The sequence below is a fragment of the Saccharospirillum sp. HFRX-2 genome, assembly GCF_043196805.1.
Taxonomy (GTDB): domain Bacteria; phylum Pseudomonadota; class Gammaproteobacteria; order Pseudomonadales; family Natronospirillaceae; genus Saccharospirillum.
In genome coordinates, this window is sequence record NZ_JBEBMU010000010.1 from 70,139 (window position 1) to 94,507 (window position 24,369).

Annotated in this window: 26 protein-coding genes and 1 riboswitch; of the genes, 11 read left to right on the forward strand and 15 right to left on the reverse strand. The window is 56.7% G+C overall.

The window, feature by feature from the left end:
- Complete coding sequence (locus tag ABMA60_RS16775) at positions 1–411, forward strand: ExbD/TolR family protein (protein WP_392805517.1); 411 nt, start codon at positions 1–3, stop codon at positions 409–411.
- Between the two features lie 52 nt (positions 412–463).
- Here ABMA60_RS16775 and sufT read toward each other — a convergent pair whose 3' ends face one another.
- Positions 464–1,312 carry a putative Fe-S cluster assembly protein SufT gene (sufT, locus tag ABMA60_RS16780; RefSeq protein WP_392805519.1) on the reverse strand — a complete coding sequence of 283 codons (849 nt, stop codon included), beginning with the start codon at positions 1,310–1,312 and terminating at the stop codon, positions 464–466.
- Positions 1,313–1,418: 106 nt separating this feature from the next.
- Complete coding sequence (locus ABMA60_RS16785) at positions 1,419–2,006, reverse strand: CGNR zinc finger domain-containing protein (RefSeq protein WP_392805521.1); 588 nt, start codon at positions 2,004–2,006, stop codon at positions 1,419–1,421.
- Between the two features lie 89 nt (positions 2,007–2,095).
- On the opposite strand from ABMA60_RS16785, the gene ABMA60_RS16790 reads away from it, so the two are divergent.
- From ABMA60_RS16790 to ABMA60_RS16805, 4 genes are read left to right on the forward strand one after another with little or no spacing between them, the layout of a single operon-like run.
- A complete protein-coding gene (locus tag ABMA60_RS16790; RefSeq protein ID WP_392805523.1) occupies positions 2,096–2,896 on the forward strand; it encodes an alpha/beta fold hydrolase in 801 nt (266 codons plus the stop codon).
- Positions 2,897–2,921: 25 nt separating this feature from the next.
- Positions 2,922–3,494 (forward strand): uracil-DNA glycosylase family protein, encoded by a 573-nt coding sequence (locus tag ABMA60_RS16795; protein ID WP_392805526.1) that lies wholly within the window; start codon positions 2,922–2,924, stop codon positions 3,492–3,494.
- Positions 3,491–4,216, forward strand: coding sequence for an SDR family NAD(P)-dependent oxidoreductase (locus ABMA60_RS16800; RefSeq protein ID WP_392805529.1), 726 nt, complete (start codon positions 3,491–3,493; stop codon positions 4,214–4,216). The genes ABMA60_RS16795 and ABMA60_RS16800 overlap by 4 nt, the downstream gene beginning before the upstream one ends.
- Positions 4,213–4,614, forward strand: coding sequence for a GNAT family N-acetyltransferase (locus tag ABMA60_RS16805; RefSeq protein WP_392805532.1), 402 nt, complete (start codon positions 4,213–4,215; stop codon positions 4,612–4,614). The genes ABMA60_RS16800 and ABMA60_RS16805 overlap by 4 nt, the downstream gene beginning before the upstream one ends.
- Here ABMA60_RS16805 and ABMA60_RS16810 read toward each other — a convergent pair.
- Complete coding sequence (locus tag ABMA60_RS16810) at positions 4,611–4,997, reverse strand: YchJ family protein (protein WP_392805535.1); 387 nt, start codon at positions 4,995–4,997, stop codon at positions 4,611–4,613. The two genes, ABMA60_RS16805 and ABMA60_RS16810, sit on opposite strands and share 4 nt — an antisense overlap.
- Entirely contained in the window at positions 4,994–6,013 is a 1,020-nt protein-coding gene (locus tag ABMA60_RS16815) for a DUF3549 family protein (protein WP_392805537.1), read from the reverse strand. The genes ABMA60_RS16810 and ABMA60_RS16815 overlap by 4 nt, the downstream gene beginning before the upstream one ends.
- A 127-nt stretch (positions 6,014–6,140) precedes the next feature.
- Between ABMA60_RS16815 and ABMA60_RS16820 the strand changes: the two genes are divergently transcribed.
- Positions 6,141–6,470, forward strand: a complete 330-nt coding sequence (locus tag ABMA60_RS16820; RefSeq protein ID WP_392805539.1) for a YqcC family protein — start codon at positions 6,141–6,143, stop codon at positions 6,468–6,470.
- A 15-nt stretch (positions 6,471–6,485) separates the two neighbouring features.
- Here the strand turns inward: ABMA60_RS16820 and ABMA60_RS16825 are convergent, their stop codons facing one another.
- Both ABMA60_RS16825 and ABMA60_RS16830 read right to left on the reverse strand, forming a co-directional pair.
- Positions 6,486–7,691, reverse strand: a complete 1,206-nt coding sequence (locus ABMA60_RS16825) for an HD-GYP domain-containing protein (RefSeq protein ID WP_392805542.1) — start codon at positions 7,689–7,691, stop codon at positions 6,486–6,488.
- Between the two features lie 84 nt (positions 7,692–7,775).
- On the reverse strand, positions 7,776–9,446 hold the full coding sequence (locus ABMA60_RS16830; RefSeq protein ID WP_392805544.1) for a glutamine--tRNA ligase/YqeY domain fusion protein: 1,671 nt from the start codon (positions 9,444–9,446) through the stop codon (positions 7,776–7,778).
- Between the two features lie 154 nt (positions 9,447–9,600).
- On the opposite strand from ABMA60_RS16830, the gene ABMA60_RS16835 reads away from it, so the two are divergent.
- Entirely contained in the window at positions 9,601–11,532 is a 1,932-nt protein-coding gene (locus tag ABMA60_RS16835; protein ID WP_392805547.1) for a DNA topoisomerase III, read from the forward strand.
- Between the two features lie 83 nt (positions 11,533–11,615).
- On the forward strand, positions 11,616–12,590 hold the full coding sequence (locus ABMA60_RS16840; RefSeq protein WP_392805550.1) for a quinone oxidoreductase family protein: 975 nt from the start codon (positions 11,616–11,618) through the stop codon (positions 12,588–12,590).
- 63 nt (positions 12,591–12,653) lie between these two features.
- Here ABMA60_RS16840 and ABMA60_RS16845 read toward each other — a convergent pair whose 3' ends face one another.
- Positions 12,654–14,864, reverse strand: coding sequence for a glycoside hydrolase family 3 C-terminal domain-containing protein (locus ABMA60_RS16845; RefSeq protein ID WP_392805552.1), 2,211 nt, complete (start codon positions 14,862–14,864; stop codon positions 12,654–12,656).
- Between the two features lie 81 nt (positions 14,865–14,945).
- Positions 14,946–15,269: a hypothetical protein gene (locus ABMA60_RS16850; RefSeq protein ID WP_392805554.1), complete on the reverse strand. Its 324-nt coding sequence runs from the start codon at positions 15,267–15,269 to the stop codon at positions 14,946–14,948.
- A gap of 345 nt (positions 15,270–15,614) precedes the next feature.
- On the opposite strand from ABMA60_RS16850, the gene ABMA60_RS16855 reads away from it, so the two are divergent.
- Positions 15,615–16,298 carry a glutathione binding-like protein gene (locus ABMA60_RS16855; RefSeq protein ID WP_392805557.1) on the forward strand — a complete coding sequence of 228 codons (684 nt, stop codon included), beginning with the start codon at positions 15,615–15,617 and terminating at the stop codon, positions 16,296–16,298.
- A 60-nt stretch (positions 16,299–16,358) separates the two neighbouring features.
- Here ABMA60_RS16855 and ABMA60_RS16860 read toward each other — a convergent pair whose 3' ends face one another.
- Together ABMA60_RS16860 and ABMA60_RS16865 are read right to left on the reverse strand one after the other, a co-directional pair.
- The gene (locus ABMA60_RS16860; protein ID WP_392805560.1) at positions 16,359–16,589 is read right to left on the reverse strand and encodes a hypothetical protein; all 231 of its coding nucleotides are present in this window, start codon (positions 16,587–16,589) and stop codon (positions 16,359–16,361) included.
- 3 nt (positions 16,590–16,592) lie between these two features.
- Positions 16,593–17,168, reverse strand: coding sequence for a phosphoribosyltransferase (locus ABMA60_RS16865; RefSeq protein WP_392805562.1), 576 nt, complete (start codon positions 17,166–17,168; stop codon positions 16,593–16,595).
- A gap of 66 nt (positions 17,169–17,234) precedes the next feature.
- Here ABMA60_RS16865 and ABMA60_RS16870 point away from each other — a divergent pair, with 66 nt between their 5' ends.
- The gene (locus ABMA60_RS16870; RefSeq protein ID WP_392805565.1) at positions 17,235–17,831 is read left to right on the forward strand and encodes a phosphoribosyltransferase; all 597 of its coding nucleotides are present in this window, start codon (positions 17,235–17,237) and stop codon (positions 17,829–17,831) included.
- Here the strand turns inward: ABMA60_RS16870 and ABMA60_RS16875 are convergent.
- The 5 genes from ABMA60_RS16875 to thiB all read right to left on the reverse strand — a co-directional run bounded on the left by ABMA60_RS16875 (position 17,824) and on the right by thiB (position 23,296).
- Complete coding sequence (locus ABMA60_RS16875) at positions 17,824–18,354, reverse strand: thioesterase family protein (protein ID WP_392805568.1); 531 nt, start codon at positions 18,352–18,354, stop codon at positions 17,824–17,826. The genes ABMA60_RS16870 and ABMA60_RS16875 overlap by 8 nt on opposite strands.
- Before the next feature lie 102 nt (positions 18,355–18,456).
- Complete coding sequence (locus ABMA60_RS16880) at positions 18,457–19,977, reverse strand: methyl-accepting chemotaxis protein (protein WP_392805570.1); 1,521 nt, start codon at positions 19,975–19,977, stop codon at positions 18,457–18,459.
- A gap of 105 nt (positions 19,978–20,082) precedes the next feature.
- Positions 20,083–20,808, reverse strand: coding sequence for an ATP-binding cassette domain-containing protein (locus ABMA60_RS16885; protein ID WP_392805573.1), 726 nt, complete (start codon positions 20,806–20,808; stop codon positions 20,083–20,085).
- Positions 20,801–22,306 carry an ABC transporter permease subunit gene (locus tag ABMA60_RS16890; RefSeq protein ID WP_392805576.1) on the reverse strand — a complete coding sequence of 502 codons (1,506 nt, stop codon included), beginning with the start codon at positions 22,304–22,306 and terminating at the stop codon, positions 20,801–20,803. Before ABMA60_RS16890 ends, ABMA60_RS16885 begins: the two co-directional genes overlap by 8 nt.
- 3 nt (positions 22,307–22,309) lie before the next feature.
- Complete coding sequence (thiB, locus tag ABMA60_RS16895) at positions 22,310–23,296, reverse strand: thiamine ABC transporter substrate binding subunit (RefSeq protein ID WP_392805579.1); 987 nt, start codon at positions 23,294–23,296, stop codon at positions 22,310–22,312.
- Positions 23,297–23,406: 110 nt separating this feature from the next.
- A riboswitch (TPP riboswitch) is annotated at positions 23,407–23,504 on the reverse strand.
- A 76-nt stretch (positions 23,505–23,580) separates the two neighbouring features.
- Between thiB and ABMA60_RS16900 the strand changes: the two genes are divergently transcribed.
- A complete protein-coding gene (locus ABMA60_RS16900; RefSeq protein WP_392805581.1) occupies positions 23,581–24,369 on the forward strand; it encodes a choline/ethanolamine kinase family protein in 789 nt (262 codons plus the stop codon).

The window sequence follows — 24,369 nt, forward strand, 5'->3', positions numbered from 1 at the left end:
ATGGCCTTTGGCGGCGGCAATCAAGACGACGAAGTCATGAGCGAAATCAACATGACACCGCTGGTGGACGTCATGTTGGTGCTGCTGATCATCTTTATTATCACCGTGCCGGTGATTACCCATTCGGTGAATCTGGATTTACCGGAAGCCGATAACACCCCCACCGAAGCCACGCCCGACACCATTACCATTTCGGTCGGCGCTGGCGGTGATTTGAGTTGGAACAGTACCGCGGTGAGTTTCGATGAGCTGGAAAGCCGGCTGGCGGCAGCGGCGGCACGGGACCCGCAACCGCCGATTCATCTGCGTGGCGACCGCGCCGTTGCCTACGAGCACGTCGCCAAAACCATGGCGGCGATTCAGCGCTCGGGGATACAGTCGTTGGGATTTTTGACCGAACCGGGCTCCTAAACAATCCGCTGAGCCGGCCGGAAAATGTTAGAAAAACAGCCCGGTTGGCCGTTTAGAAAAACAGCCCGGTTTCCAGTCGGGCTTCTTCGCTCATCATGTGCTGCTGCCAGGGCGGGTCGAACACCAGCTCGACATCCGTTTGCTGCACATGCGGCACCTGAGCCAGGCGGAATTTCACATCGCCAACCAGCACATCACCCATGCCGCAGCCGGGCGCGGTCAGCGTCATCTCAACAGCAACGCTGTGTTTTTCCTGATCGATATCGAGCTTATAAACCAGGCCGAGATTAACAATGTCGACCGGAATTTCCGGGTCATAAACCGTCGCCAACGCCTGCCAAACCTGCTCCTCACTGATGCGACCATCGGCCGGCGCCTCAAAGCTGAGACCATTAGGCTCCAGCCCCAAAGCATCGGCGTCGCTGCCATCGACACGCACCATATTGCCGCCGTAAATCAGCGTATAACTGCCACCGAGCGACTGGGTGATGCGCACTTCGGCGCCTTCGGGCAAGGTCGTCGCCGCACCCGACGGCACCTGTCGTGCCGCGCAATCGCGCAGCAGAATACGGCTATCGCCAACACTGCCGGGGGTTTTGGCGTTGGGCGCCTTGATGGTCAGTCGCTGACCGCGTTCGTCCTCCTGAATGCCCATTTCTAGGTCTTTCAAATAAGGCAGGCTGGCTTTTTCCAGAAATAACACCAAGCCTTCGCCGACTTCCAGACGGGTATCGGTCGGCTGTTCTTCACCGGGGCGGCAATAGGCCAGACAGGTTTCGGCACGCGGCGTGCCTGGGTCGCTGACAAACAAGCGCGCGGCCATACCCTCCACCTTCTGACGCGCCAATAACTGAATGAGAAAATCGCGCGCGGCGGTGGATATTTTCAGGCTGGTTTCCATGCGTACCTCGGCAGGTGAAGCGAACTGAACTGGCGCTATACCTGAGTGCTTTGGTCAACTATTTCAAGGCCTGAAACCAGCGCTTTCCACCTTGGTTGGTTTTTTATCAACGCGCTCTATGCCGGGCCACCTTTTCGCGGTTGCCACAGCTTTGCATACGACACCAACGACGGCCGCGGCCGCGACCATGATCGAGAAACAAACCGGTGCAGCGACCGCATTCTTTGAGCCGAGACAAATCGGAATGCGACAACAGATCCAACAACTCAAGCCCTAATCGAACAGCCACCAAACTCTGCTTGGCGGTGCGATCGACCTGCCAATTGAGCGCCTTACCATCCTGAGCCACCAGCTTTGACGCCACCACCGCCATGGCAGCCGTCTGCGCCAACTCATCCAGATCGGTTGCATCGGGTTCACGCTGAGCCGCCAGCGCACTGAAAACGCGGTAGCCGGTTTCCCGCAGTTCGAGCAAGCGCTGATATTCCGCATCGGCGCGCTTATCGGGCCAGGTTTGCAGTTCGCTGGCTTCCTGCTGATCCAGCAATTCAAAGGTCACCGCCCAGCTCAGCAAAGCCGGCCAATCCGGCAATGCACTGGCTGAACGCTGCTTATCCTCCTCATCAATGCTGTTGAGGAAGTCGAGAAAAGGATGCCCACCGAAGGGCGCTAAGGTCTGCCATGCGTACTTCATGACTGTAACCTATAAATTTTTATTAACGGTTGCAATCTTTGTTATCTCAAATACCATTAAATTGAATTTAATAGTTACAGGAGAAGGCAATGCTCAATCTGGATCGACACTTTGAGTTCGAGGGTCATGCAGTCGCCTGGGGTACTTTAGGCAACGGACCAGCATTGGTACTGGTGCACGGCTTTCCGTTCTCCAGCCAGGTCTGGCGACGCATTGCGCCCAGTCTGGCGCGGCGCTACCGGCTCTATTTCTTCGATCTGCTCGGCTCCGGTGCGTCTGACAAGCCGACCGACGTGCCCTCGCAGATACAGGGACGGCTGCTAAAAGCCCTGCTCGTTCATTGGCAACTGGCACAGCCTGAGGTGCTGGCACACGATTTTGGTGGTCTGGCAGCTCTGCGTGCGCTCTTTATCGAAGGTGCACAAATGAGCCGACTGACGCTGCTGGATGCAGTGGCGGTATTACCTTCCGGGTCACCCTTCTTTGCCCATGTACGCGAACACGAAGCGGCCTTCGCCGGTCTGCCCAGCTACGCCCACCAGGCCATGTTTGCGGCCTATATTCAGAATGCGGCCTACCAACCCTTATCGGCTGAAGCACACCAAAGCTACTTCCAGCCATGGCAGGACGAAGCCGGCCAGGCGGCGTTCTACCGCTGGATTGCGCAGTCAAACAGCGCCGCTATCGAAGAACTGCAACCGCTCTATCAACAACCGCCCTGCCCGACCCGGCTGATCTGGGGCGCTGAAGATACCTTTATTCCACCGGCTCAGGGTCAGGAACTCGCACGCTTACTGCAGCTACCATCACCAGAACTGATTGCAGGTGCCGGTCATCTGGTGCAGGAAGATGCACCCGAAGCCTTGGTCGGTTTGCTGCTGACCGATTAGGCTCCGACCTTGTTATCATGGGCGCATGTCCGATGATCTATTAGCCAGAGTCCGCGCCTGCCGCCTATGTCAGGCTCAGTTGCCGGAGCCGCCGCGCCCTATCCTGCAATTCGATCGACGGGCTCGGCTGTTGATCGCCGGCCAGGCACCGGGGTTGCGCTCGCACCAGGCCGGTCAGCCGTTTCTCGATGCCAGCGGCGAACGCTTACGCGCTTGGCTCGGCTTGGACCAAACACAGTTTTACGACCCGACCCAGGTCGCCATTATCCCCATGGGTTTTTGCTATCCAGGCCGGGCTAAAAGTGGCGATGCGCCGCCGCGTCCGGAATGCGCGCCAGCCTGGCGACAAGCCTTGCTGGAACAACTGACATCCCTGCAGTTAACACTGATCATTGGCCGCCACGCCTTGAACTGGCACTGGCCTGAGGCCACCGATCTGACCAGCGCGGTCCGCCTAGGTCTGAATAACCATCGTCAGGCATTGCCGCACCCCAGCCCACGCAATAATGCCTGGCTAAAGCGCAACCCCTGGTTCGAAACTGATATTCTTCCGCCTTTAAAAACAGCGGTCGCAAACGCCTTAGGAGAACAACGATGAGTAATAAACTCTGCCTGATGACCGGTGGCTCACGCGGTCTCGGCGCCGAACTGGTTAAGCAGTATCAACAACAAGGCTGGACGGTGCGCGAGTTCTCCCGCTCCGGGTCCGGCGACACTCATATCGATGCCGACTTCAGCCGCCGCGAAGCAGCCATCGATGTCATCGACGCTGAATTCCGCGTTCAGGCCAGCCGCGACTGGGATGAGGTGGTGGTAATTCTTAACGCAGCTCAGATCGGTCCTATCGGTCCGCTGTCTTCCAGCGTACCGCGCGATTGGTGGCAAAATCTGGATGTGAATCTGACCTTAAATGTCTCGGCCGCAGGTTTATTTCTGCAGCACTTTCAAGACGCGCCAGCGCGCAAAACCCTGGCGGTTATTTCCTCGGGTGCGGCCCAAACCGGTATCGGCGGCTGGAGTCTGTATTGTCTGGCAAAATCCGGTTTGGAACGACTGGCTGAATCGATCGCCGAAGAGCAACAAAACGCCGATCATCCTATCCAGACATTGCGCATCAGCCCGGGATTGATCGACACCGAAATGCAGGCCGAAATTCGTGGCAGCGACGCCAGTCAGTTTGCCGACGTGGAAGAATTCCGCGCCTTTCAGCAACAGGGAGCACTGGTACAACCGGATCGAGTTGCCACTGCCGTCAGCCAAATCATTGCGGGCTCTTTCCGCAGCGGCGAATTGAAATCGGTGAGCGAGATACTGGCATGACCATCGACATCAGCAGCGATAAAAACCGTCTTGACCTGGATGTGATTCACGACTTTTTGACCAACAGTTATTGGAGCCCGGGTATTACGCGCGAACGCGTTGCCCGTGCCATTGAACATTCATTATGTTGGGGAATTTACCGCGACGGTCAGCAAATTGGTTTTGCCCGCGTCACTACCGATCAGGTGCACTTTGCCTATCTCGCCGATGTTTTTATTGTGCCGCAGGCACAAGGACAGGGGCTGGGAAAACTCTTGATTGAAGCGATATTGGCTGATGAACGGCTGCAAGGATTACGTCGCTTTATGCTGGCCACCAAGACGGCCGCCAGCCTGTACCAACGCTATGGTTTTGAAACGGTTACCGAGCCAAATAATCTGATGCAGCGCACTGATTAATCGCCCGGCCAGGCGTCAATTTCATCCAGATAAACCCAACGCTTTTTATGCTGCGTAAAACGGGAAATTTCGTGCAGGCTGTGTTCGGTTTTATGTTCATCGCGATAGCGCGCACGGAATTCGACGTAACCTTTTTTAAAACCGGTCTTGCTGCGCAGCACTTCTAACCCCAGCCAGGTCGACCCTTCCAGATCAGCCGGTTGCAAATCCGGACAGCTCGTTGGATGCCAACTCGCTAACAAGTACGACAAGTCTTGTCGAACAAAGGCGGTATAACGACTGCGCATCAGCGTTTCACAGTCTGGCACTGTGGCGCCTTGCTCAAGATACCGACCACAACACTGACGGTAATCGGCCGGACGACCGCAAGGACAGGCGCTCATTGCACACTCCGCTTGGCATCCAGCAAACCACCCATGGCAACGGCCAGTCGTTCTGATCGATTAGGGTGACGCATCACCTGCAACACCAAACCGGCCAAACCGGGTTGTAACGCCAAACCCTGCACCACTCGATTAAAGCCATCCTGATCGGCCAGCTGCGCCAGACGATCTAACGCCACCAGACTCAAGTCGGTATCGTCGAGTAAAGCTGGATGTCGGCTCAATAACGCCAGTACCAGATCGAGCGCATCCGGATGGCGATTCAGCGCCCGACTGATAAAGCCCCGCAACAGACCAATGGCATCACTTTGCGATAAAGCACGCAGCGCCGCGGTATCCTGCGCGACCTCCGCCTGAGCATCAGCCAGCGCAATGATGGTCTCGGTCAAGGCCAACACCGGACGATGATGTTCCAGCATTTGCAATACCTGCAGCCGTGGTTCCAGCGGCAACTGAGTCAGCCGTTGTGCCAGCTGTTTTTGCGCCTTGTCATCGGCCAACTCCAACACCTCGGCGATGCCTTGCAGACCTATGGCCTGCCAGCTATCCGGTTGGGCCGAACCGAGCAGATAGTTATAAGCGTCGTCATAATATTGACTCGGCGGCGCACCGAGAATACGACCGGCGCGCGCATGCAGCGCGGCCATCTTGGGGTCGTCCGGTTTGAACTGATACGGATGGTCGGTCAACAGGCGTTGGCGCTCATCGGCATCAGAGGTAGCGAGCGCTTTCATTAAACGGTTCAACACATCCGCCGCAATGGGCGCCGGCAAACCGGCCTGTTCATCCAGTGGTAATTTCATAAACCAGATGGCGTGCTGCTGACGATTATCCGGATGCCACAACAGCAACACCAACCAGGCATGATTGAGATAGGGATAAGGATAGGCACCGCCTTGATCAAAGCGTTGCCAGTCTTCACGGGGCAGACGTCTTAACTGACTGCCGAGATCGAACAAGCGGTAGCGCGCACCGCTTTGATCGAGAAATTCACCGAGGCGTGTGGGGGCTTGCATTTTGTCTACACTGGTTAAAAAGCGGGGCCGATTCTACACGCTCAACCGCCGGCCTGACAGATTCGACGGTTACCGCTAGAATTCAGCGCGAATCATTTTATCAATAACCGAAACCACCGGAGTGACAGTGGCTCAGATTGCAACTTTACTGGACAACCTGGAAACCGAACTGCGTCGGCTGAATTTGTGGAGTGACGTTCCACCCAGCGCCGAAGCCCTGGCCAGCACTGCGCCCTTTGCGGTCGATACGCTGACGCTGCCACAGTGGTTGCAATGGATCTACATCCAACGCCTGCGTGCACTGCTTGAAGCCGACAGAGCCCTGCCCTGTGGTGCGCTGGTTAAGCCCTACGCCGATCAGTATTTTGATCAGCAACGCGACCTGCCCGCCCATCAATTACTGCACATTATTGATAGCATCGACGAAGCGCTCGGCAAGCCTGGTCAGGACCAGTAGCACCACCGACCTCGATCAGATGTACTGCGCCAGTTGCACGCCTTCTTTCAGTGGATCGAGCGCGCGTTTAATAGCGTCCTGACAGCCCGGAACCGATAAGTCCAGCACTCGCCAGGGAACCGGCTGACCGGATCGATAACTCTGAAACAGGCGTACGGTTGGCGTCATCTGATCGTGTTCATTGATTTCGATCACGACGCCCATCAAACCGCTGTTCATTTCCACCAAAGAACCGACCGGGTAAATCCCCATACACTGGATAAAAATATCCACCAGTTTCCGGTCCAGATGATGATCACTCCATTCAATGAGCTTCTTCATGGCAGCCGTTGGTGGAATACCCCGGTGATAGACACGATCGGCGGTAATGGCGTCATAAACATCGACGATGGCCGTCATGCGTCCGTATTCGCTGATTTGCTCGCCATTGAGTCCAAATGGATAACCACTGCCATCCATTTTTTCGTGATGTTGAGCGGCAACCTGAATAGTCAGCTCGGACACGCCCTCGGTCTGCTCCAAAATTTCCTTACTGTACAGAGCGTGACGTTTAATGATTTCGAATTCTTCGTCATTGAGCCGATCGGGTTTGTGCAAGACCTCATCGGGAATCATCGTCTTGCCGATGTCGTGCAACAAAGCGCCGACCATAATCTGGTGCAGTACCTCGTAGGGTAATTTGCGATAACGACCGTAGACCGACATCAGCACCGACAAATTCACCGAGTGCTCCATCAAATAGGAATCTTTATGACGGATGCGACCGAGACAAGTTAGGGCGTTGTGATTGCGAAACACCGACTCCAGTAAACTCTCGGCGACCCCATTAACCGAACCCATATCGATGGCGCGGCCCAGTTTAACGTCCGCCATCAGGGTGTTGATCAGGGTTTTGGCTTCGCCGTGTAATGCATCGGCGTGGTCGCGTTCGCTGGCCAGTTCAACGCGCGGACGGTTGTAGGGTGTCTGCTCACCAACCTTGAGCAACTGAGCGTGGTTGTCGCGCTCGATCTCATCCCAGGGCACGCCATCGGGTGAATCCAGGCCTTTACTGGTATCGATATAGACTTCGCGAACGCCGAGCTTGCGGATTTTTTCGACCACAAGGTCGGAGCCGATTTTGCCGCGACGACTGTAGTTGTAGTGCGGAATCCAATCAGTATTCATGTCGGAAATGTACATTCCGACTTTAAGGCTGCGGATAGGAATACGTTTGATCATCGGTGAACCTGACCCAAAAACTCCTTTTTCGGGTCAAGTCTAGTACAAAAATTATCCGCAATAAGAAAGATTACTGATCAATTTTTATACTTTTCGAGTCCAGGTTTCCTTCAAACCGATGGTCTTGTTAAACACCAGTTTGCCGTTGCCGCCGTCATAGCGGTCGAGCACAAAATACCCTTCGCGCTCAAACTGGAAGGCAGCTTCCGGTGCGGCCTGCGCCAGGCTGGGCTCGACCACACAGTTACTGAGTGTCGCCAGAGATTCAGCGTTGATGTACTGCATAAAATCATCACCACCACGATCCGGGGTTTCGTGATCGAACAATCGGTCATAGAGACGCACTTCCGCCGGCAAACCTTCGCTCGCCGATACCCAGTGAATCACCCCGCGTGGACGCACACCTTCGGGTGCATCGGCGCCGACGGTGCCTTCAACAGCCGTGGCGCGAATCTCAATAATTTCGCCGCTGGCGTCCTTGATCACTTCGTCGGCCTGAATGATGTAGGCGTTGCGCAAACGCACCCACTCACCCAAAACCAGTCGCTTGAATTTCTTCCGTGACAGGCTGGAATCTTCATTGAAGTCGGAGCGGTCGATATAGATTTCGCGGGTGAACGGCAGCTCGCGTTCACCCAGGTCGCTGCGATTTGGATGCCCTGCCGCGGTGAACACTTCGCGGTGATTATCCGGCAAATTGCTCAGCACCACCTTCAACGGATTCAACACCGCCATGGCCCGCGGCGCGTTATCGTTCAGGTCTTCACGAATGGCATGGTCGAGCATACCCAAGTCCACCACGCCACCGGCGCGGCTGGTGCCGACCATATCGGCAAAGTGACGCAGCGCCGCTGGGGTAATACCGCGCCGGCGCATACCACTGATGGTCGGCATACGCGGGTCGTCCCAACCATCGACCACAGCTTCATCTACCAAACGCTTCAACTTGCGCTTGGAAGTCACGGTGTAGTTCACATTCAGCCGCGCAAATTCGTACTGATGCGGTACCGCCGGCACCGGCAGTTTTTCGATAAACCAGTCATAAAGCGGACGGTGATCTTCGAATTCCAGCGTACAGATTGAGTGCGTCACGCCTTCCAGCGCATCGGACTGACCATGGGCAAAATCGTAGCTCGGATAGATGCACCACTTGTTGCCGGTCTGGTGATGTTCCTTGCGACGGATGCGATACAACACCGGATCGCGCAGATTCATATTCGGTGCCGCCATATCGATTTTGGCGCGCAATGATTTGGCTCCGTCATCGAACTCACCGTTTTTCATGCGCGCAAACAGATCGAGGTTTTCCTCGACGCTGCGCTCACGATAAGGACTGTTGCGACCCGGCTCAGTTAAAGTGCCGCGGTATTCGCGCGCTTCTTCGCCGCTGAGATCACAGACGTAGGCGTCGCCGTTTTTAATCAGCTCGACCGCCCAGTCGTACAACTGATCAAAATAATCGGAGGTGTATTTTTCTTTACCCACCCACTCAAAACCGAGCCAGTTAATATCGGCTTTGATCGAGTCGATGTATTCCTGCTCTTCTTTTTCCGGATTGGTGTCGTCAAACCGCAAATTGCAGACGCCGCCAAATTGCTCGGCCAGACCGAAATTGACGCAGATGGATTTGGCATGACCAATGTGTAGATAGCCATTGGGCTCTGGCGGAAAGCGGGTCACGATCTTGTCGTGCTTACCACTTTTCAGGTCGTCTTCGATCAGGGTGGCGAGAAAGTTGGACGGCTTGTCACTCATCAGAATGCGGACTCCGGAAATCGCTCGGCAGGAGAATGGGGTTTGCCAAAGCGGCGATTATACCGGTTTGGGCCGCGCTGAGTAGGGGCCGCGCCTTGCGCTGGACGGCACGAGCCAATACTGTATATACATCCATATCTCAACACTGATTGCCATGCGCTTATTTATCGCCGAAAAACCCAGCCTCGGGCGCGCCATTGCCGCCGCCCTGCCCGGTCAACAGCAACGCCAGGACGGCTGCGTCACCGTCGGCGATACGGTGGTGACCTGGTGCATCGGCCACTTGCTGGAGCAGGCAGAGCCCGACGCTTACGACCCGGCGTTCAAGCAATGGTCATTCAACACCCTGCCCATTTTGCCCGACCAGTGGCAATACCAGGCCAAACGCCAGACCGCCAAGCAGCTTGCGGTGGTGCGCAAACTGGTCAAACAGGCGGATCAACTGATTCACGCCGGCGATCCGGACCGAGAAGGTCAGCTCTTAGTCGATGAAGTGCTGCACTATTTAAAGGTGCCCAAAGCCAAGCTCGACAGCACCCAGCGTTGCCTGATCAACGATTTGAACCCAAGCGCGGTGAAACGTGCATTGGATAAACTGCAACCCAACCGCGACTTCCAATCTTTATCCGTCTCAGCTCTGGCACGGGCACGCGCCGACTGGCTGTATGGCATCAACCTGACCCGGGCAGTCACGCTTGGCGGCCGTAACGCGGGTTATCAGGGCGTGCTCTCCATCGGCCGGGTGCAGACGCCGGTACTGGGTTTGGTGGTTGATCGCGATCGCGCCATCGACGCCTTTACCAGCCGACCCTATTACGAAGTCTGGTCGCAACTAACAACCCAAGCCGGCGAAGGTTTTGCTGCTCAATGGCAACCGAGCGAGGCCTGCGAAGCCTGGCTGGATGATGATGGCCGTAACCTGTCGCGACCGCTGGCTGAGCACGTCGTGAAAACCGTTCAGGGGCAGGATGGCGACATCACCCTGGCCAGCGCAAACACCAGCAATCAGCACGCGCCCTTACCGCCGAGCCTGTCGAATTTGCAGATGGAAGCCAACAAGGTGTTTGGTTTCAGCGCGCAAAAAGTGCTCGATCTGGCGCAGAGTCTGTACGAAAAACACCAGGCCATTACCTACCCGCGCTCGGACTGTCGTTATCTGCCCAGCGAACATCATGCCGAGGCCGCCCAGGTCACCAGCGCCATTCGTGCCAGCCTGAAGGTGTTGAACGACAACCGCCTCGACGCCGCCTGGCCGCAACTGAACCTCAGCCAGAAAAGCCGTACCTGGAACGACGCCAAGGTCGGCGCACACCACGCCATCATTCCCACCGGAAAAACTGTGACCCGGCTCAGTGAAGACGAGGCGAAAATTTATTATCTGGTCAGCCGCGCTTATCTGGCGCAGTTCCTGCCAGCCTGGCAACGCCGCGAACAAAAAATCGAAGCACGGCTGGCCGGTGGACTGTTTCGCGCCCAGGCCAAACAAACACTGGTTGCGGGTTGGAAAGCGCTCTTTCCCAGCAAACAAGACGAAGCCGAGACGGTTTTGCCCTCTGTGAAGGAAGGCGACCAGGTGCACTGTGCAAACGCCGAGATCCGCGAAAAAGCAACGCAACCACCCAAGCCTTTTACCGAAGCCACCTTACTGGCGGCCATGACCGGCATCAGCCGTTTTGTCGCCGACACGGAGCTGAAAAAGGTACTCAAAGAAACCGACGGTCTGGGCACCGAAGCCACCCGCGCCAGTATTCTGGAAGTGCTGTTCAAGCGCGGTTTCTTGCACCGCCAGGGCAAAGCCTTGCACGCTACCGAGGCTGGCAAAGCGCTGATCACTGCGCTGCCGCAAAGCCTCACGCTGCCGGATCGCACCGCGCGCTGGGAATCCATTCTCGGTGACATCGCAAGCGGCCAGGCGCGTTATGAAACGCTCATGCAACCCTTGGTCAGCGAGTTGCAGGAGCTGACCGGCACGCTGCGTTCCTGGCAACCGGCAGGTCTCGCCGGCCTGGGCAAACCACCACGACGCGGGCAACGGAAAACATCGCGTCGCAAACCCGCTGCGAACCGCCGCCGCAAGGCTGGATGATGCCAGCACGGCAACAGAGTAAACTGCCGCCATCACTCACCGAACCAACACCGAAAAACAATCGAATCGATTCAGGAGAGGTCATGACGCACGCCATCCGCATTCACCAAAACGGCGGCCCCGAGGTCTTTAAATGGGAAGACATTCAAGTCGGAGATCCCGGTCCGGGCGAAGTTCGCATCAAACAGACCGCCGTCGGCCTCAACTACATCGACGTCTATTTCCGCACCGGTCTCTACCCCACGGCTAACTTCCCCGCCGTGCTTGGGCAGGAAGGCGCTGGTGTGGTCGAAGCCGTCGGCAGCGGGGTCTCCGGTTTAAAAGAAGGTGACCGGGTGGCTTACCCGATGTGCCCCGGCGCCTACACCGAAGCGCGGCTGATACCGGCAGAAAAACTGCTCAAACTGCCCGATAACATTACCGACCAGACCGCTGCGGCCATGATGCTTAAAGGTCTCACCGCACACTATCTGCTGTACCGCACTTATCCGGTCAAAGCCGGCGATCCGGTTCTGGTTTATGCCGCCGCCGGCGGTGTCGGTCAGATCCTCACTCAGTGGGCCAAACAACTGGGCGCTGTGGTGATCGGTTGTGTCGGTTCCGCCGACAAAGGCGAACTGGCCAAGGCCGCCGGTGCCGATCACATCATTAATTACAGTGCAGAGAATATCGCCGAACGCGCCCGCGAACTGACCGGCGGTGAAGGCGTGGCGGCGGCTTACGATTCCATCGGCAAGGCCACCTTCGAGGCGTCACTCGATGCCCTGCGCCCCTTCGGCGTGCTGGCCTCCTACGGCAACGCCACCGGCCCGGTCGAGCCTTTCAGCCCGGGCATCCTGGCGCCCAAAGGTTCGCTCTATGTCACCCGGCCAACGCTGGCGACTCATATCAGTACCCGCGCTTTGCTCGAAGAAGGCGCGGAGCGTTTGTTCGATGTGGTCGGTCGTGGCGATGTCACCATCCATGTGAACCAAACCTATGCACTCAAAGATGTGGCTCAGGCGCATCGGGATCTGGAAGCGCGCAAGACCACCGGTTCTACCGTGCTGTTGCCTTAATAGAGGCGCAAAAAAAAGCCCCCGTCGAAGCGCTTCGACGGGGGCTTTTTTAATTCGTTTCACTTATTTCAGTCGTTCGAAGGTCGCTGTCAAATCCTGCAGCGTCTGCTCCGCTTCGGCCTGGCTGAAGCCCATCTGCGGAATAAAATCGATCAACTGCGGAATCGGAAAACCCAGGGCAATGCCATACATCTGGTGTTCACTGTTGAAACCGAGACGATCGAAAACGCCCTGCATGGTTGATTTGGTGCGACTGTCGTTCAGCCAATCCGCCACGGTGTCGTTGAGGTTCGGTAAAATTCTCACCTCGGTGTCGGATTCAATATCCACCCACAGGGTCGCGCGAATATCGCGTGACGATACACCGACACGCAATTCAAAGCGGCCGCTTTCCTCCGCGAAGCGCCCCAGATGCGGCACGAAATAGGCGAAGGCGTGAACGTCCAGATCGATGTTGACCGTCTGCGACTGACCGGCTTCCAGATAGACTTTGGTAAAGCCTTTCAACTCGTGCACCGGGCGACGATAAGTACTCTTCTGGTCGTGAATATAGAGCTGTACCACCTCCGCACCGGCACGATCACCGATGTTGGTGACGGTCACGCTGACGCGACGCGCGCTAGCATCGTATTGTGGTTCAGACAGCTCAAACTGGCTGTAGCTCAGGCCATGACCAAAGGGATACTGCACCGGCAATTCTTTAGTGTCGTAATAGCGATAACCGGTGAACAAACCTTCGCTGTATTCGACCGTCTCCTTAGTGCCAGGGAAGGTCTCATAGGTCGGGTTATGCTCCAGTCGAATCGGAAAACTTTCACTCAGCTTGCCCGATGGGTTGGCTTCGCCAAACAGCAAACGCGCCAGCGCTTCGCCACCGCCTTCACCCGGTAACCAGGCTTGCAACAGCGCCGGCACCTCGGCTTCAAACTGACGGGTTTCCACCGCCGAACCGGCGTGCAAAACCACGATCAGATTTTTATTTGCCGCCGCGACCGCCTTAATCAATTCAATATGATCCGGCGCCAGTTTCATATTGGCGCGGTCAAAGCCCTCGCTTTCCATGGCGTCGGTGGTGCCGGTCAGTAACACCACGGCATCGGCGTCGCTGGCCAGAGCAACCGCTTCATTTTTCTGCGCTTCGCTGACACTCATTTCGGTATAACCCGGAGCGAAATCGATTTCCGCACGCGCACCGATGGCGCTCAGTGCATCGCTCAGTTGGCGGGCTGTCATATGCGAACTGCCACCGCCCTGGAAGCGCGGGTTTTGCGCGAAATCACCGATCACCGCCAGACGCTGGTTGCTGTTTAACGGCAATTGCTGCTGGTCGTTTTTCAGCAGGACGGCACTTTCGGTCGCCAACTGCACGGCGATTTCGTGGTGTGCGCTCCAATCGGGTTTCACGTCGCGACGGTTATCGAGGCTGCGATTGATCAGTTCCAGCACGCGCAAAGCGTGTTCGTCCAACACGCTTTCTGGCAGCTCGCCGCTGGCCAGCGCTGCCAACAATTGTTCGTCGCGTTCAGCCGGACCGGGCATTTCCAGGTCCAGGCCATTGAGGTGAGAGGCCACCTTATCTTTTACCGCCACCCAGTCGGACATCACCAGGCCTTCATAACCCAACTGATCACGCAGAATGCGTTGCAACAGATCGGGAGACTGGCAGGCATGCGGACCGTTAACGCCGTTGTAAGCGCCCATCACCGTCCACGGATTCGCTTCACGAATGGCCTTGGCAAAAGGCTCAACATAGAGTTCCTGCAAGGTACGCTCGTCGATTTCAGCGTTGATCAGAAAACGGCGGGTTTCCTGTTCGTTACCGGCGAAGTGTTTGATGCAAGCGCCGACACCTTTGCTCTGCAACCCATTCACAAAAGCCGCCGCCATAGCACCGGTGTGGAAGGGATCTTCGGAGAAGTATTCGAAGTTACGACCACCCAGAGGAGTGCGCTTGCCGTTCAGACCCGGGCCGAGCAAAACCGACACACCCAGCGCCTGGCATTCATCGCCAATGGCTGCTGCGGCCTGGTTCATTAATTCGGTGTTCCAGCTGGCGCCCATGGCCGCTTCGACCGGGAAAACGGTCGCCGGTTCTGCGCTGCCATCGAGGGTGGAAGAAGCGCTCAGACGCACGCCGTGAGGCCCATCGGTCAGGGTAACGGCAGGAATATCCAGGCGTTCAATGCCGCGCAGATGCCAGGCATCCAGGCCACATAAGAGTTGAACTTTTTCTTCAGACGTCAATTGCGCCAGGATGGCTTTAGGATCGAACACCGGTTACTCCCATCGATACATTCGGGCGCGGATTGTAACCGGTTTCAGGATGCGATCACAGGGCCACCCCGGATCGATCAACTAGTGCGCAGAACCCGTCTTGCGCTGGCGCGCTGCCAGGTATTCCGGCATCTTGCCTTCGTCTTCGTAGCAGGGATCGCCATCTTCAATGCGAATGATTTTGGCGCCGGGAACATAGGGAATACTCGACTCCACTTCCAGCAAAGCGCTGTGCATCAGGTCGGCCATCACCCGCTCAATCGGCTGGTCATAGACTTCCGCCAGTGCTTCGAGTTTGGCCCGGTCGGAACGACTCATCTGCACTTCGGTCGACACCAGTTGCTGGCGCGCACGGCGGCTCTCTTCCCACTGATTGAGTATCTGGCTAAACCGTTTATTGACCATGCTTTCCTCCTGACTCGACCCCGGGTCACTCAGTTCTATGAGTAATAGCTATTAAGCAACCTCTTTGCCAGGGCGCATTTTTCAACCCCATCGATACCCGGACCGCACAGGCTTGGCCGCTATACCTTCAAACCAAGCCTTCAAACTATGCCTTCAAACCATGCCGCCAAATCGCCACCAAGGCAGTGCGATTAACAGCCGCGTGCGTCACGACGGTGCAACCATCCTTCAATTCATCTGATCAATTAACTCAGTTATTTTGCAGCCATCGTCAGGCGCCGGTGCTTGTGGCTGCAATCCGCGCCCCCATCAAGGTCAGCTATCAGTCACCATTGGAGTTCATTCATGTCTGCCTTCCCAAAACGTTGGCCGGTTGAAAACCCGGACGTTCTGCAACTCTATTCACTGGCCACGCCGAACGGTCAGAAGATCGGCATCATGCTCGAAGAAAGCGGTTTGCCGTACGAAGCGCACACCGTCAACATCATGAAAGATGAGCAGTTCGATGAGGATTACCTGAAACTCAACCCGAACAACAAAATCCCGTCGATCATCGATCCCAACGGTCCGGACGGCAAACCACTGCAGTTGATGGAAACCGGTGCCATCCTGATTTATCTGGCCGAGAAGACCGGTCGCTTCCTGCCGACCGACCCGGCGCGTCGCCTGGAGACACTGCAATGGTTGTTCTTCCAAACCGCCCATATAGGCCCGATGCTGGGCCAGTTTGGCCACTTCTATAAATTCGCCGCCGACAAGAGCGACGCCTACTCCAAAGAGCGCTTCACCAACGAAAGCCGTCGCTTGTTGGGTGTACTGGATCAGCGTCTGGAAGGCCGGCAGTGGATCATGGGCGACGAACTGACCATCGCCGATATGGCCATCGCGCCCTGGATCAAGTGCATCGATTTCTACGAAGGTCACGACGTGCTGAACACCGCCGAGTTCAAAAATGTGATGGACTATTGCGAGCGGTTTTATGCCCGGCCGGGCGTGCAGGCTGGTGCTGCGGTTTGCGCGATCAGTTGATGGATTTTGTTCGAGACAAGGCGGCTGTTACCGCAGCCTTGTCTCCATCAAAAACAACCATCAGCTGTTCACGAATAACGGAAATATCCCAAAGATAAACGCCAGCGGCACCGCCATCAGTATCGTCGGCAACCACTGCTGGCGAATGTGCCAAACGCTGTACACCAGGGCCATCGGCGGCAGCAACACCAAAATCCCCCAGGCCATCGACTGGCGGAATGCTTCGGTCAGCGCCAGGGTGTAACCAACGATGAAAATCACCAACGGCAAATAGAACAACAGCAACAACATCAATCAGCTCTCTGTCTTGGGCAGGTGAGGCGCCAAAATGGCGTAGAGATCGGGTCGGTTATCGCGAATTTCTTCGGGCGTTAAGCCTTCCAATGAATGTGGGTATTTCAGCCAGGCTTCGGTTTCGTGCACGAAATAATCCGGCACCCGGCCGGTTTCATTACGTGAGGGTTTGTAATAGGGCACAGCGACGCGGATGTCGTGCGGAGTATTGAGTCGCGCCCGCGCCTTAATGTCATCGATAATGGCTTCGACCGAACGGCCGGTATCAAAAACATCATCAACGATCAGCAGCGCGTCATCATGGGTGATGTGTTTGATCAGATAATCTAGACCCAGCACCTTGACCGAACGGCTCTGGTTATCGATGCCGCTGTAGGACGCCGTACGAATGGCGATGTTGTCGGTTTGTACACCGTGGTAATCGAGAAACTCCTGCACCGCCGCGCCCATGGGTACGCCGCCGCGCCAGACGGCGATCATAAAGGTCGGCCGAAAGCCGGAGTTCAGTATCTGAGCAGCCAGGCGAAAGCTGTCTTCCAGCAGGCCCTGAGCACTGAGGTATTGTTTTTTCACCATGGCGAGGTTAGCGTCCAAAACTGAGCAGTGAGCAATAGTCCCCAAAGCAGACCCGACTGGCAACCCATGACGCATCCCGATTACGATCGCCCCAAACGTTACCTCGATGAAGCCGAACTGATTCGCGACGCCTTTCGCCTCGGCGTACAGATTTTTGAAAGTGGTTTTCGGCCCAATTTTATTGTCGGTCTGTGGCGTGGCGGCAGCACCGTTGGCATCTATGTCCAGGAATGTTTGCAGACCTTGGGTGTGAAAACCGACCATACCTCACTGCGCACGTCCTATCAGGGCATGACCCGTTACGCCGATATGGTCGCGGCACCACAGCACCGCATTCGGGTGCATGGCACGCAATATCTGCTGGAAAACCTCAACGCCGATGATCGTCTGCTGATCGTCGATGACGCCTTCGGCACCGGCCACAGCCTGGCGGCGGTGCTGGAGCGACTGAACCGCCACCTAAAGCGCAATATGCCGTCCGATACGCGTCTGGCGACGCTTTACGAACGACCGTCAGCCAACCAAACCGGTGTTCGGCCGGATTACAGCCTGCACCAAAGCGAAGACTGGCTGGTATTTCCTTACGAAATGAATGGTCTTTCGCGCGAGGAAATCGACCGCCAGAAACCCTACCTCACCGAGATTCTCGACAGCGTTAACTGAAGGTCTCACGCTTGGCGGCGAGCGTTGCTTTCCAGTCGGTCACCGCTTCGGTTTCCGGCGGCGAGGTTAACGCCAGCCCCTGATCAGCAAAGACCTCATCCAGCCCTTTTACCTTGCCATTTTTAAGAATGGCGACGCGGGCGTGACCAACGCTGAACAGCTTATCGCCGCTGTAAAAACGCTGTTCAAAATAACCGTATTTTTCATCCCAGCACACCAATTGGACGCGCGCATCGACGCGGCTGAAGGGGCGGAATTCACGGATATAGGTCATTTCCTGAGCGTTGAGTACGGCGCGATAACCTTCTTTAAGATAGGCGCGGCCCATACCGGTATCGATGATCCAGCGAGTGCGACAGAGATCGCCAAAGGAAAAATAGCGCGCTGCGGTCAGGTGGATATTGATATCAATATCGTGCGGCCAAACCCGAAAACGCACCCGCAATGGCGCCAGAGGATCGGCATTTTTGCGCCGGAAAATGGCGCCGAGCAATAACAACAATAAACGACCAAGAAGATTCATCAGTACCGCCTGAAACCGGTTCGGGCGCATCCTGACGCGGCAATAAAAGCAAGGCAAACCGAGCACGCCATTGCCAACTCAGGGTTCACAATGGCGGTGTGATCAGTCGCTTTTATAACCGATTCGGAAACCGCCCCAGTGTTTGCCCGCCACATAGATGGGCGCTGAAACATCGTGCATCACCTCGCCGGTATCGCGCTTATAGGTCTGCAACAGAAACGGTTCTTCGTGGCTGCCGCAACGTCGCCCGGTACGATCGGTAAAGATACGTTTGGTGCGATTACCGGCGACATCGATGTCGTAATCACCGGTCAAAGGTTGGCAAAATTTGTTGTTATGGGTGGGAAAATAACCGTTGACGTCGACGGCGCCAGCGTAGATGGCATCGTCGTTTTCATCCAGCACCGGTTCCTGGATGGGTGGGAATAACTGATCGGTCAGATCATCAAAGGGGCTTTTGTGCTTGATCGGATCGGTGCCTTCAATCGGCGTATATTCAAAGCGAAACAACTCTTCCTCGCTGATATGGCCGGCCTCGATCGCGCTCTCCAGAACGGCGGCGATATCAGCAGCGGCATTGATCGCAGCCCGCGCCAACTGAGTGTGGCGATCATCAATATCGTAATGGCGCAGCTGCACAAAAATGCCTTCGACACGTTCGCTCAGCGCCAGAATACGGTTGGAGGCTTCACCAATAGAGTGCTCAATCGACTGCATCGAACCGTGCAGCTGTTCAATGTCGGAGCTGATGCCCTGGCTGTCCTGGCTGACTGCGGTTTGCAGATCGGCCATGGAGTGAACGGTATCGCGCGCCTGAGTCATGCCATCGGCAACGCCGGACAAACGCTCGCCAATGCCATTGAGGGCTTCATCGAGTTCGGCATCGACACTGAGCAACGCATCCATGGCGGTTTTGGTCTGGTCGGTGCATTCGCTCATGCCGCCGAGCAAGCGACCGATGGTATCGGTGGCATCGGCGGTTTGGCGCGCCAACTGACGCACCTCATCCGCTACCACGGCAAAGCCCCGGCCATGATCACCGGCTCGCGCTGCTTCGATAGCCGCGTTTAATGCCAGTAAGTTGGTTTGATCGGCGACCTTATGAATGGTGCCAAGAATATCGCCGATGGCGGCAGACTCTTGCTGCAGACGATCAATCTGCTGCTGGCAGGCGTTCAGTTGATCGCGCTGCCCTGTGCGCGCCTGCTCAACGCTGGCCATACGCTCCTGGCCGGCCAGCGCCAGCGATTGGGCGTCATCGACGCGGGCATTGGCATCGTCCATCGCACCGCTCATGCCTTGGGCCGCGCCTTCCAAACCTTCAACGCGTTCGGCCAAAGCGCCGGCAACGCGTTGCTGTTCGACCAGATGTTTTTGGATGCCATCGAGAAAGTGAGACGCATCGGCTGATTCAATGGCAATGCGACTGGCCGCCTGACCAATCTGTGCCGGCGATGCTTCATCATCGTCCGCCGACCAGTCCACCACAGGGGTGTTCTTTTTGGTACGCCCCGGCAACCACCAGAACAGCAACGCCAGCACACCAGCGGCCAGCCCCGGCCAGGGTGTTCCCGGCCAGAATACGGATGTCGCTGCAATAGCAAGGCTGGCGATAACCAACAACGCGCCGAATCCCACTTGGCTTACTACAGTCTTTTTATTGTTATGACTGATTCCGTTCATACTGCGACCTTTTTAGCGCAGATTAACAGCAGGTAACAAATCAGCTTATTCGACTTTTTGGGGGTTCGCCAGTGAGCGTCCTAATAGAGTGTCGAACGCGCCCTCACTGCGTTTGCGTTCGAATTCGGCCAGACTTAAATTCAACCACTGTTCGCTTTCCAGCCCCAGCAGAACCTGGTCGGTGGCATCGAGCATTTCATCCAGATGATGGGTCACCAGAATCACCGTACTGCCCTGCTCGTGTTGAATGTCACGCACCCACTTTAAGCCTTCCTGACGCAAAGCCGGATCCAGCGAAGAAAAGGGCTCATCGAGTAACAGCACTGGTTTGCGTTGCAGAAACACCCGCGCCAGAGCAACACGTTGCTGCTGGCCACCACTGAGTTGATCGGGCCGTCTCGCCAGCAGGGTTTGCAGCTCAAAGCGTTGCGCGGCCTGCTCCAGATAAGCCTGTTGCGAATCGGTTAAGCGGCCGCTGGGGTTTATACCCAAGGCCAGATTCAGCTCGACACTGAGGTGATCGAAGAGATTATTGGCCTGAAAGAGCACGCCAAAAGGACGTTGTGCCACCGGCTGGTCGAGCAAGCTGTGACCTTGCCACAAGACATCGCCGCCCGTTGGCTGGTGTAAACCGCAGAGCAGATTCAACAAGGTCGATTTACCCAGGCCGCTGGCGCCGATAACGGCCGTCAATGAGCCTTCAGGCAACTGAAAGTCCCAGTGAAATTGACTGTTGCCCAAGCTGGCGTTTAAGCGTCTGACTTCAAGCACGACGGCCTCCTCGAGCCCATTCGGCCAATAACAACAGCGCCGCACACAACACCAGCAACAGCATCATCAGTTGCGCTGCCAGCGTCATTTGGTAACTGCCCATGGATTGGTAAATCAACAATGGCAGGGTTATAAAATCGACTTGTCCCACCAGCGCCGCCACGCCCATATCGCCAAGGCTAAGTACCGCCGCCAACGCCAGCGCCCAGAGCACGACGGGGCGCAGCAATGGCCAGTAAATCAACCGCACGGCGTTAAGCGTCGACATTCCCAGCACCAGCGTCAAACGCTGATATTGCTGATGCGCCGCCAAGGCCCGGGCGCGCAACGGCTGGATAATCAGTGGCATGGCCATCAAGGCATTGATCCAGATAATCAACGGCCAGGTGGCCTGTTTGGCCCAGCCCAGGCGCAGGCACAGCAAAAACAATCCAGTGGTCAGCACCATGGCAGGAATCACCAAAACACCAAAGTTCAGCCAGCGCGAACGATCTGTGCCGCGCACCGGCATACAACGAGTCAAGGCCAAAGCAACAGCACAGACAGCACTGAACAAGGCGATGCCCAGACTGGTCTGCAAGGCCGGGAGCAAGCGCGCCGACCAATACCAATCATCACGCAGCGCCCGGCCCAGCAAGGCTAAATAAGGCGCCAGCAGCAACACCAGCAGGCTGACAATGGCCAGCCACTGGACCGCTTTGGGCCGCTGAGCAACGACACTGGCTGGCAACCGAGCCGCCTCCATATTGAGCACACTGCCGCGCCCCAGAACTGCGATGGCCGTTAAGGCGACAGCACCGTGAATCACCGCATACAAGGCTGCCGCTCGCGCATCAAAGTCGTATTTCAGCGCCTGATACACCGCCACTTCCAAATTGGTATTGGCCGGGCCACCACCGAGCGTCAGGATGACAGTAAAGGAGCTGAAACAGAGCAAGGCTTCGAGCACAAAAACCGGACCGGAAGCGGCGCGCAGCACCGGCCATTCCAGACGGCGCCAGCGTTGCCAGGGGCTCAAGCCAAGTACCTGAGCCAGGCGCAATTGATGATCGGGGATCTGACTCAAGCGATCCCACAACAGGCGAATGGCGAACGGCAGATTCATCGCCAGATGAGCAATCAGAATACCATCAAGGCCGTAAATGCTGCCCGGCAAGGCCAGCCAGCCTTCGCGGCCGAACAAGGCGACCACGCCGAGCACCACGGCCAACACAGGCAATACAAAGGCGAGATTCAAAAATCCCGCCAGCGCCCATTGGCCACGAAAAGAGCGCTGCGCCAAAGCCCAGGCAAAAGGCCAGGCGAACACCACCGACAATCCCGCCGACAGCACCGCCTGGTAGATGGAAAACCACAGCAAGCGACCCAGATAGGCATCAAAATAGAGCGCCCAATCCAGGCCGCGACCGGGATGGGCGATCATGCCCAGACCGGCCAGCAGCAGCGTCAACCCAAGCAGGACTGCTCCCAGATAACGATAGGCGGACGCTGGCTTCATGCCTTATTGACTCGCTGCATTACGCCATTCGCGCAACCAGGCGCTACGGTTTTCGGCGACCTCGGCGCTATCGAAGATCAGCGTTTTTGGTTTCATCATCTGTTCGAACGACGCTGGTGCATCAGCGCTGTCGAGCACGGGCCACATCCAGTTGGTGCCCGGCAATACGTCCTGAGCCGGCTTGCTGATCAGGTAGGCGAGAAAATCGCGCGCCAGCTCCAGTTGATCGGACGATGCCAGCGCCGCGGCCACTTCGATCTGGGCATAGTGACCTTCCTCAAAAATAGCCGCCTGATACTGGTCGGTGTCTTCAGCGGTGATGTGATAAGCCGGTGAAGTGGTGTAGCTGAGCACCATATCGCTCTCGCCTTCCTGGAACAGCGCATAGGCTTCGCTCCAGCCCGGGGTCACAGTAACCACCTTTTTTTGCAGCTCGCGCCAAGCGTCGTCGGCGTCGTCGCCAAAGACGGATTTCATCCACAGCATCAGGCCCTGGCCTGGCGTAGAAACGCGCGGGTCCTGGTAGATGATGGACAGATCGGAGTCGTACACCAGCTCTTCCAATGAGGCCGGCACCTGATCCACTTTGGTCTGGTCGTAAACAAAGGCGAAGTGACCGTAGTCGTAAGGCACGAAAGCGTCATCGTGCCACTCGTAAGGCAGGTCGAGCCCGGACAAATCCAGGTCGTGTTCGGCCAGTACACCCAGTTCGCGCGTTTCGGCGATCAGCGCATCGTCCAGACCAAGAATGATGTCGGCCTCGCTGTTGCTGCCTTCCAGACGCAGCCGGTTGAGCAAGGCAACACCGTCTTCCAGACCGATAAATTCAACATCGCAGCCACATTCAGCTTCAAAGCCGGCTTCGATTTGCGGGCCGGGGCCCCACTCGGTGTTGAAGGATTCGTAGGTGTAGATGGTCAGTGGATCGGCCACAACCGAAGCGGTTAACAACGGCAAGGCAGTAGCTAAGAGCAGTCTATTCAGTTTCATAAGGCATCCGGTTGAATTGTCGTGAGTGAACAATTACCGGCGTACAAACAGCGCCTGGCGCGGTGCCATCAAACTGTTTGCTGGGGGATAAGGTTGAAGCAGGATTGCGCAAGGCAGATCGTCTCAACTCCCTACGCCAGCATTAACTGGTTCAGGTTCGACGGGTCAGTCTCAGCCACTTCCACAAGCGGCACCCCGGCGAGAACGCGAGCCATTCTACTGATGTCGCCAGCGATGTCCAAATTCTGCAACAATGCGCACTTTTGATCGCTGAGGGTTAGGCAATGGAGCTGGCGCTTTTTCAGGCACTGGAGCAAGTGGGTGACCGACTGCCGGATGATCTGGCGGTACAACGCTGGCCAGGCGGGCTCTGCAATCGACTGTTCCGGGTAAACAGCGACACCGGCAGTTACGCCCTGCGCATCAACCATCCTGATGCCGAGCGCCTGGGCATTGATCGTCAGCGCGAGCAACAAGTGCTGATCACTCTGGCCGATCAATCCTGGTCACCAACACCGCTGTCGGTTCAGGATCAATGGCTGCTGACACCCTGGTATGAAGGCGCTGTACCGGTTTCTGGTGAACAAACCGATCTGGCCTGGTTGACCAGGGCCTTGATGGCGGTGCAAGCGGTCGAAATCAGCGGCACGCCGCTGAACATTGCCGACCAGATCCGACACCTGCACCACTACACCAACGACCTGCCGCCGGCTTTCACAACAGCTGTGTTGCAGCGCTGCGATAACTACCAACTGCCCGCGCAACTGAGGCTGTGCCATCACGACTGGCATCCGGGCAATCTGGCCTTGAGCGACTCCGGCTGGGTCCTGCTGGATTGGGAATTTGCGGCCCTGGGCGACCCGGCGATGGACCTGGCCGCAGTGTGCAGCGGTTTTGAATTAAACGACGCTCAGAGTACCCAACTGGCCGAGGTGATGGACATCAGCAGTGAACGTTTAGACCAAGCGCGGGCGATGATGTCAGCCTTGGCAGTCGTCTGGTACGCCGCCAACCCAGAACTGGCCCCCGCCGGCGCACCAGACGCAGAGGACTGGCTGGCGCGCTGGGGTTAA

Bases quoted from the DNA above. Each gene is read 5' to 3' on its own strand.
- ABMA60_RS16775 (WP_392805517.1), top strand. From the start codon at position 1: ATGGCCTTTGGCGGCGGCAATCAAGACGACGAAGTCATGAGCGAAATC.
- sufT (WP_392805519.1), bottom strand. From the start codon at position 1,312: ATGGAAACCAGCCTGAAAATATCCACCGCCGCGCGCGATTTTCTCATT.
- ABMA60_RS16785 (WP_392805521.1), bottom strand. From the start codon at position 2,006: ATGAAGTACGCATGGCAGACCTTAGCGCCCTTCGGTGGGCATCCTTTT.
- ABMA60_RS16790 (WP_392805523.1), top strand. From the start codon at position 2,096: ATGCTCAATCTGGATCGACACTTTGAGTTCGAGGGTCATGCAGTCGCC.
- ABMA60_RS16795 (WP_392805526.1), top strand. From the start codon at position 2,922: ATGTCCGATGATCTATTAGCCAGAGTCCGCGCCTGCCGCCTATGTCAG.
- ABMA60_RS16800 (WP_392805529.1), top strand. From the start codon at position 3,491: ATGAGTAATAAACTCTGCCTGATGACCGGTGGCTCACGCGGTCTCGGC.
- ABMA60_RS16805 (WP_392805532.1), top strand. From the start codon at position 4,213: ATGACCATCGACATCAGCAGCGATAAAAACCGTCTTGACCTGGATGTG.
- ABMA60_RS16810 (WP_392805535.1), bottom strand. From the start codon at position 4,997: ATGAGCGCCTGTCCTTGCGGTCGTCCGGCCGATTACCGTCAGTGTTGT.
- ABMA60_RS16815 (WP_392805537.1), bottom strand. From the start codon at position 6,013: ATGCAAGCCCCCACACGCCTCGGTGAATTTCTCGATCAAAGCGGTGCG.
- ABMA60_RS16825 (WP_392805542.1), bottom strand. From the start codon at position 7,691: ATGATCAAACGTATTCCTATCCGCAGCCTTAAAGTCGGAATGTACATT.
- ABMA60_RS16830 (WP_392805544.1), bottom strand. From the start codon at position 9,446: ATGAGTGACAAGCCGTCCAACTTTCTCGCCACCCTGATCGAAGACGAC.
- ABMA60_RS16835 (WP_392805547.1), top strand. From the start codon at position 9,601: ATGCGCTTATTTATCGCCGAAAAACCCAGCCTCGGGCGCGCCATTGCC.
- ABMA60_RS16840 (WP_392805550.1), top strand. From the start codon at position 11,616: ATGACGCACGCCATCCGCATTCACCAAAACGGCGGCCCCGAGGTCTTT.
- ABMA60_RS16850 (WP_392805554.1), bottom strand. From the start codon at position 15,269: ATGGTCAATAAACGGTTTAGCCAGATACTCAATCAGTGGGAAGAGAGC.
- ABMA60_RS16855 (WP_392805557.1), top strand. From the start codon at position 15,615: ATGTCTGCCTTCCCAAAACGTTGGCCGGTTGAAAACCCGGACGTTCTG.
- ABMA60_RS16860 (WP_392805560.1), bottom strand. From the start codon at position 16,589: ATGTTGTTGCTGTTGTTCTATTTGCCGTTGGTGATTTTCATCGTTGGT.
- ABMA60_RS16865 (WP_392805562.1), bottom strand. From the start codon at position 17,168: ATGGTGAAAAAACAATACCTCAGTGCTCAGGGCCTGCTGGAAGACAGC.
- ABMA60_RS16870 (WP_392805565.1), top strand. From the start codon at position 17,235: ATGACGCATCCCGATTACGATCGCCCCAAACGTTACCTCGATGAAGCC.
- ABMA60_RS16875 (WP_392805568.1), bottom strand. From the start codon at position 18,354: ATGAATCTTCTTGGTCGTTTATTGTTGTTATTGCTCGGCGCCATTTTC.
- ABMA60_RS16890 (WP_392805576.1), bottom strand. From the start codon at position 22,306: ATGAAGCCAGCGTCCGCCTATCGTTATCTGGGAGCAGTCCTGCTTGGG.
- thiB (WP_392805579.1), bottom strand. From the start codon at position 23,296: ATGAAACTGAATAGACTGCTCTTAGCTACTGCCTTGCCGTTGTTAACC.
- ABMA60_RS16900 (WP_392805581.1), top strand. From the start codon at position 23,581: ATGGAGCTGGCGCTTTTTCAGGCACTGGAGCAAGTGGGTGACCGACTG.